The following is a 6,066-nucleotide window of genomic DNA, read 5'->3' on the forward strand; positions in this document are numbered from 1 at the left end:
GGACACTATTAACACATCGCTCGGCAAAGGCCAAATCAGAGTCTCCTGATAAGCAGTGAGAGCTGTTCAATGAGCTGACGCGCAGTGGGGCTGACTCCGGCCAACTGGAAGAAGCCGTGTATAACACCCAGTTGCCGCTGACAGGTGGTTGTGACGCCGGCTTGCAGCAGTTTGCGATAGAGGGCTTCCCCTTCATCGCGCAACGGATCATATTCCGCCGTTACGATATGGGTCGGTGGTAATCCTGACAGGTCGGAATAGTGGAGCGGGCTGGCTTCGGGATGAGTGGCGGGTAGCTCGCCCAGATAGGCGTGAAAACCGCTTAACAGCATGTCGCGGGTGATGAGGTAGTCATCCCCTAGCTGCTGATAGCTGTCACTGTCGCCAGCAGCATCGAGCATCGGATAGATGAGCAGTTGGGCTGCAGGCAAAGGGGCGCCTTGCTTCTTGAGTCGCAATGTTGTGATCAGGGCGATGTGCCCGCCGGCACTGTCGCCCGCAAGGACAATCCGTGCCGGATCCCCATGCCATTTCTCCACATCGGCCATGATGGCGAGCGTGGCTGCCAGTGCGTCGTCGTGTGCTGCAGGATAGGTGTGTTCAGGGGCAAGGCGGGTATGTACCGCGAACACCAGTGCTTCGGCGCGATTACACAGCATGCGCATCTGGCGGTCGTGGGTGTCGAACTCGCCGCTGACAAAACAGCCGCCATGAAAGTAGATCAGGGCTGGACGGTTTGCGCTTGAGGTGGGCGCCGGCTGATAGAGGCGAATGGAATAATGGCCATGTTGCCACTCTTCGACAGCGCCAACCTCCTCCCGTTCACCGCCCAATATGGCCGAAGCAAGATAGCCTTCACGTCGTGCCTGCCAGCTCAGGCTACTCGCCTTGGGGCGGCCTGCAGCGATGAACTCCGCCACCATGGCCGCAATGGCCGGTTCAAGTTGTATATCCATAACGCACCAATAACTGTATATAAAAACAGTTATTTTGCGCCTTTAGCCAGAGAGCGCAACCGGCGTTAGCTGAGGCAGCTCACAAAATCAGACTTCAAGCAGCTGGAATTCAATCACATAGAGCGGCGGCAGAGCGGGGTAGATATCGCGGATCACCTGTTTGAGCTCGGGGAGGGTCATGTTCTCCTGACGGGCGTGCTCGTCGTCCAGTTCATCGAAGGCTACAGCATTGACGGAGAGCACCTCGATGGTGCCAAAGGGCTGGTGTTCCGGGTTGGTGAACAGCGCCAGCCGCTGGCCGAGCTGCCAGTTGGCCTCGCTCTCGTCGCGGATGGTGATGGTCTTGCGACCCGCCTGAATGTCGGCAACGAAGCGGCTGAAGAAGGTGAACTCTGGATAGGTGTGAGTAGACATGGTGACTCCTGACAGGGTGAATCGAAATGGGATGAATGGAAATCAAAGGTCGAGATAGGCGCGCAGCCTGGCCAGATCGGCGATGACGGGGCCGTCACTGCCGTCGGCAACTATGCCCTGTTCGACCAGCTCCTTGAGGGCGCGGCGGTAAACCCGCTCTGTGGTGCCGAAGCGCGCCGCCTCATGGGCCCGCTTGCGTGACCCCAGCATGGGGGTACGCTGGCGTTCTCGCCACAACTCGTAGGCGATGTTGTAGGCGATGGGGTGGAGCAGTCGGCTGGTGGTGATCTCCAGGGTATCGAGATAGTCGCTGGCAAGCGCCGCTGCGAAGAAGAGGGTCAGCTCGGGCTCGGTCAGCAGGCGCTGGGCCAGTTTGTGAGCACAGATAACCCGGGCATCCAGTTCGGTCTCGGCCACCACGTTCCACTGCACCGGGGTGGCGCTGAAGAACTCCATTTCGCCGAAGATCTGGCTGTGACACTCAATCTCGCCAAGCTGGAAGATGCGGCCCGAGTGGACGGCGCTATTGAGGGAGACCCGCCCTGCGCCCACCAGATAGAGCTGCTCGCTCAGCTCCCCCTGCCGCATGATGGATTCGCCCGGCAGGTAGCGACGCAGAAACAGGGTGCACGCTTCCAGCGCCGCGGCAAAGCGGGGTTCCAGTTTGGCGAGTTCGGCGTGAAAACGACCGAGGGGATAGGGCTGTTGCTGCATGACGTACCTGTCGCACCGATGACGAGGGCCATGAGGCTAACAAGAGCGCGGGCCGGATACCAGCCCGCCTCCTGTCGAATGTGCCGTGATTAACGGTTTGCGGGTTATTGCACCAGGGCGTGGAGGGCGGCGGCGATGGCGTTTCGCTCGCCGTTCATCATGGCCTGCTCGGCGTTGGCGTACTCATTGACCCCATCCTGCACATCCTGCTCGAACAGCACCACGTTGCAGAGCACGGCGGCAACCCGCACCTTGCGCAGACGCCCCACGGTCAGCAGGGATGCGGTCTCCATGTCTGCGCCCAGCACACCACGGGCATGCCAGTAGCGGCATACCTCCTGCTCGTCATCCCGATAGAAGCTGTCGTGGGAGCGCACCAGCCCGTGCCAATGAGGCTGGCCGCTGGCCGCCACCTGATTGAGCAGGGCAGCCTGCAGCCAGATGTCGGCGCAGGCGGGGTACTCGGCAGGCAGATAGGCCTGCGAGGCCCCATCATTGCGTACCGCCCCTTCCACCACGATAAGGTCGCCAAGACCGATGTCGTGCTGCAGGGCGCCGGCCGAGCCGACCCGAATAAGTGAGCGGGCACCGGCCTGCACCAGCTCCTCCAGCGCTATGATGGCCGAGGCGCCGCCGATGCCGGTGCTGCAAACAGTGATCGGCACTCCCTGATAACGGCCGTTGATGAGACGAAACTCCCGGTGCTGGCCCAGCACTTCGCACTCGTCGAGCTGGCTGGCGATGCGATCAACCCGGGCCGGGTCGCCGCAAAGAACCACCCGCTCGGCAATCTGGTCGGGGCGGCACTGGAGATGGGGTAGCAGCGTCATGACTTATACCCCCTGTGGCTGGCGCTTGGCGGCAATCACCCAGAGGCGGGTGCCGTTGGCGGCGATAAAGAGCAGGATCAGGTATTCGAGCGACATGGCGTAGACACCCTGCGCCGCATAGATACCGATGCTGATGATGTTGATAACCACCCAGAGGATCCAGTTCTCCACGTATTTGCGGGTCATCAGGATCTGCGCGACCACCGAGAGCACCGTCATGGTGGCATCCCAGAACGGGAAAGCATCAGGGGAGGGCTCGGGAGTGGCAAGTCCGGCACCAAACAGGTTGAGCAAAGCGACCGAGGTACGCGCCAGCGCCGCGAATACCGGGTCGATATAGCGGGTCAGCAGGGCGATGGCCAGCACGCTCACTACGGCAGTGACGATAAGCTTGGATTTGCTGAGCCAGCGGATCTGCAGGGTATCCCCCTGATCGTTGGCGGGGCGGGTCCAGGCGTACCAGCCATAGACGTTGGCGCAGAAGAAGAACAGCTGCAGCAGCAACAGCCCGTAGAGCTGGATCTGGAAGAAGATGATGGCAAACAGGGTGACGTTGATAAGACCGAACAGGTAGTTGATGGTCTTCTCCTGACTGGCGAACCAGATGCAGGCCAGCCCGAACAGGGTACCGATGGCTTCAATCCACGACATGGCGTAGCCGCCGCCCAGCGGAATGGTCACTAGCGTGTTATTGATGCTGAACAGCTCGAATATGCTCATTTTCTGATCCTTGGCATGGAGGTAGTGCGAGGGTGCCATTCTAGGTGGTGCGACAGCTGCCGGGCAGGACTTTTGTCCCCCCTGTGCTTGGCACACATCAAAGAAATCCAATCCGATGACCGCCTATTCAGTGCTGATGGGTTATGGTGCGATAGCTGGCCGGACTTTATTGATATGTAACAAGACCATAGCTTCATGACTATGGTCTGATAGAGTCCACTCTCCGGGAGGAGAATCGTGTTGTAAAAGGAGGTTTCATTGAATTCCGAGCTTGTCTGGGTGCTCTCTCTGCTGGCGGGTGCCATCTATCTCTTCATGACCAATAGAGTCCGGATGGACGTGGTTGCCCTGTTGATCATCATCCTCTTTGTGCTGAGCGGCACTCTCACTCTGCCGGAGGCGCTGGCGGGTTTCAGCGATCCCAACGTTATTCTGATTGCCGCCCTGTTCGTGGTCGGGGATGGGTTGGTGCGCACCGGTATCGCCTATCAGGTGGGGGATGCGCTGGTGAAGGTGGCGGGCAGCAGCGAGACCAAGCTGCTGGTGCTGCTGATGGTGGCGGTGGCAACGCTGGGGGCTGTGATGAGCAGCACCGGGGTGGTGGCCATTTTCATCCCGGTGGTGCTGAGCGTAGCGAACCGGATGGGGATCCCGGCTGGTCGCCTGATGATGCCGCTCGGCTTTGCCGGCCTTATCAGCGGCATGATGACGCTGGTGGCTACACCGCCCAACATGGTGGTCAACAGTGAACTGATGCGCCATGGCATTCACGGCTTCACCTTTTTCAGTTTCACACCGCTTGGCGCCCTGATCCTGCTGTGCGGCATTGTCTACATGCTGCTGGTGCGTGGCTCCCTGGTGGGCGAGGGGGAGGAGGGCAAAGGCAAGCAGAGCGGACGGCGCACCTTTCGCGACCTTATCCGCGACTATCGCCTTACCGGCCGGGCTCGCCGGTTGGCGCTACGCCCCGATTCACCGCTGATTGGCCATACCCTGGATGAGTTGCAACTGCGCGCCCGCTATGGCGCCCACGTTATCGGGGTAGAGCGCTGGCGCAAGTTTCGTCGGGTGATGGTGCCGGTCTCGGGGATCAGTGAATTTCAGGCCAGGGATGTGCTTCTGATCGATATGTCCGATCCCGAGATCGACATTCGCGAGTTTTGCAGCGAGGCGCGGCTCGAGCCGATGATCCTGCGTGGCGAATACTTCTCCGATCAGGCGCGGGAGGTGGGGATGGCCGAGGTGTCGCTGATCCCAGAGTCGAGCCTGCTTGGCAAAACCGTGCGTGAGGTGACCTTCCGCTCCACCTACGGTTTGAGCGTGGTGGGACTGCGCCGGGATGGCGAGACGATGGGTGGCAAGCTGGTGGATGAGCCGCTGCAGATGGGGGATACCCTGCTGGTGGTGGGCAACTGGAGTCATATCCGGCTGCTGCAAACCCACAGCCGTGACTTTCTGCTGATGGGGCTGCCGGCCGAGGTAGACGAGATGGCGCCAGCGCGCAGTCAGGCCATTCACGCCCTTATCTGCCTCGGGGTGATGATCCTGCTGATGGTGACCGACCCGGTGCCCAACGTCATTGCCGCGCTGATCGCCTGCCTGCTGATGGGCAAGTTTCGCTGCATCGACATGGAGAGCGCCTACAAGTCGATCCACTGGCCCACCCTGATCCTGATTGTCGGCATGTTGCCCTTCGCGCTGGCGCTGCAAAAAACCGGCGGGGTGGATCTCATCGTGGGCGGGTTGATGAGCGCAGTGGGGGAGATGGGGCCGCGAGTGATGCTGGCCAGCCTGTTTGCTCTCTGCGCCGTGATCGGTTTGTTCATCTCGAACACGGCGACGGCGGTATTGATGGCACCGATTGCGTTGGGCACGGCGCAGCAGATGGGGGTGTCGCCCTATCCGTTTGCCATGACCATCGCCATCGCCGCTTCGGCCGCCTTCATGACGCCGGTCTCGTCACCGGTGAATACCCTGGTTCTGGGGCCGGGCAACTACAAGTTCGCCGACTTTATCCGTATCGGCGTCCCCTTCACCCTGCTGGTGATGGCAGTGAGCGTGATAGCTATTCCCTGGCTCTTCCCGTTCTGACCATTCGATGCAAATAGATGTTTATCTGGCGGCCTGCGGGCCGCTTTTTTGTGGGCGAGTGAAAGCCGTATCGGGAAGATCGGGAAGGGGGAGCCGCAGGAAAGTGGGTCAAAAGAGGCAAATTTCAGATACAAAAAAACCAGCATAAAGCTGGTCTGTTTGGTACTTCGTTCAATGGTGCGGAAGGAGAGACTCGAACTCTCACGCCTAGGGCGCCAGAACCTAAATCTGGTGCGTCTACCAATTTCGCCACTTCCGCAAATTGATGGTGGCTATGACGGGATTCGAACCTGTGACCCCCGCATTATGAGTGCGATGCTCTAACCAACTGAGCTACATAG

The 6,066-nt window shown here is 60.1% G+C and carries 6 protein-coding genes and 2 tRNA genes; 1 reads left to right on the top strand and 7 read right to left on the bottom strand.

Annotation, left to right across the window (positions count from 1 at the left end; all coding sequences use genetic code 11):
* Nucleotides 1–35 precede the first annotated feature (35 nt).
* The 5 genes from NOM67_RS15300 to pnuC form a co-directional block, all read right to left on the bottom strand.
* Nucleotides 36–956: an alpha/beta hydrolase gene (locus NOM67_RS15300; protein WP_041210034.1), complete on the bottom strand. Its 921-nt coding sequence runs from the start codon at nucleotides 954–956 to the stop codon at nucleotides 36–38.
* An 87-nt stretch (nucleotides 957–1,043) separates the two neighbouring features.
* On the bottom strand, nucleotides 1,044–1,370 hold the full coding sequence (yqfB, locus tag NOM67_RS15305; RefSeq protein ID WP_255938425.1) for a N(4)-acetylcytidine aminohydrolase: 327 nt from the start codon (nucleotides 1,368–1,370) through the stop codon (nucleotides 1,044–1,046).
* A 42-nt stretch (nucleotides 1,371–1,412) separates the two neighbouring features.
* Complete coding sequence (locus NOM67_RS15310; RefSeq protein WP_255938427.1) at nucleotides 1,413–2,084, bottom strand: Crp/Fnr family transcriptional regulator; 672 nt, start codon at nucleotides 2,082–2,084, stop codon at nucleotides 1,413–1,415.
* Nucleotides 2,085–2,188: 104 nt separating this feature from the next.
* Nucleotides 2,189–2,914, bottom strand: coding sequence for a nucleoside phosphorylase (locus NOM67_RS15315; RefSeq protein WP_071913130.1), 726 nt, complete (start codon nucleotides 2,912–2,914; stop codon nucleotides 2,189–2,191).
* 3 nt (nucleotides 2,915–2,917) lie between these two features.
* On the bottom strand, nucleotides 2,918–3,634 hold the full coding sequence (gene pnuC / locus NOM67_RS15320; RefSeq protein WP_255938429.1) for a nicotinamide riboside transporter PnuC: 717 nt from the start codon (nucleotides 3,632–3,634) through the stop codon (nucleotides 2,918–2,920).
* A 258-nt stretch (nucleotides 3,635–3,892) separates the two neighbouring features.
* On the opposite strand from pnuC, the gene NOM67_RS15325 reads away from it, so the two are divergent.
* Entirely contained in the window at nucleotides 3,893–5,725 is a 1,833-nt protein-coding gene (locus tag NOM67_RS15325) for an SLC13 family permease (RefSeq protein ID WP_255938431.1), read from the top strand.
* Nucleotides 5,726–5,900: 175 nt separating this feature from the next.
* Here NOM67_RS15325 and NOM67_RS15330 read toward each other — a convergent pair.
* Both NOM67_RS15330 and NOM67_RS15335 read right to left on the bottom strand, forming a co-directional pair.
* A tRNA-Leu gene (locus tag NOM67_RS15330) sits at nucleotides 5,901–5,984 on the bottom strand.
* 7 nt (nucleotides 5,985–5,991) lie between these two features.
* Nucleotides 5,992–6,066 (bottom strand) — tRNA-Met (locus tag NOM67_RS15335).

The sequence above is a fragment of the Aeromonas sp. SG16 genome (assembly GCF_024436135.1).
Taxonomy (GTDB): domain Bacteria; phylum Pseudomonadota; class Gammaproteobacteria; order Enterobacterales; family Aeromonadaceae; genus Aeromonas; species Aeromonas jandaei.

Excerpts from the sequence above, each read along its gene's own strand:
- NOM67_RS15310 (WP_255938427.1), bottom strand. The coding sequence starts at position 2,084 with ATGCAGCAACAGCCCTATCCCCTCGGTCGTTTTCACGCCGAACTCGCC.
- yqfB (WP_255938425.1), bottom strand. The coding sequence starts at position 1,370 with ATGTCTACTCACACCTATCCAGAGTTCACCTTCTTCAGCCGCTTCGTT.
- NOM67_RS15300 (WP_041210034.1), bottom strand. The coding sequence starts at position 956 with ATGGATATACAACTTGAACCGGCCATTGCGGCCATGGTGGCGGAGTTC.
- NOM67_RS15315 (WP_071913130.1), bottom strand. The coding sequence starts at position 2,914 with ATGACGCTGCTACCCCATCTCCAGTGCCGCCCCGACCAGATTGCCGAG.
- pnuC (WP_255938429.1), bottom strand. The coding sequence starts at position 3,634 with ATGAGCATATTCGAGCTGTTCAGCATCAATAACACGCTAGTGACCATT.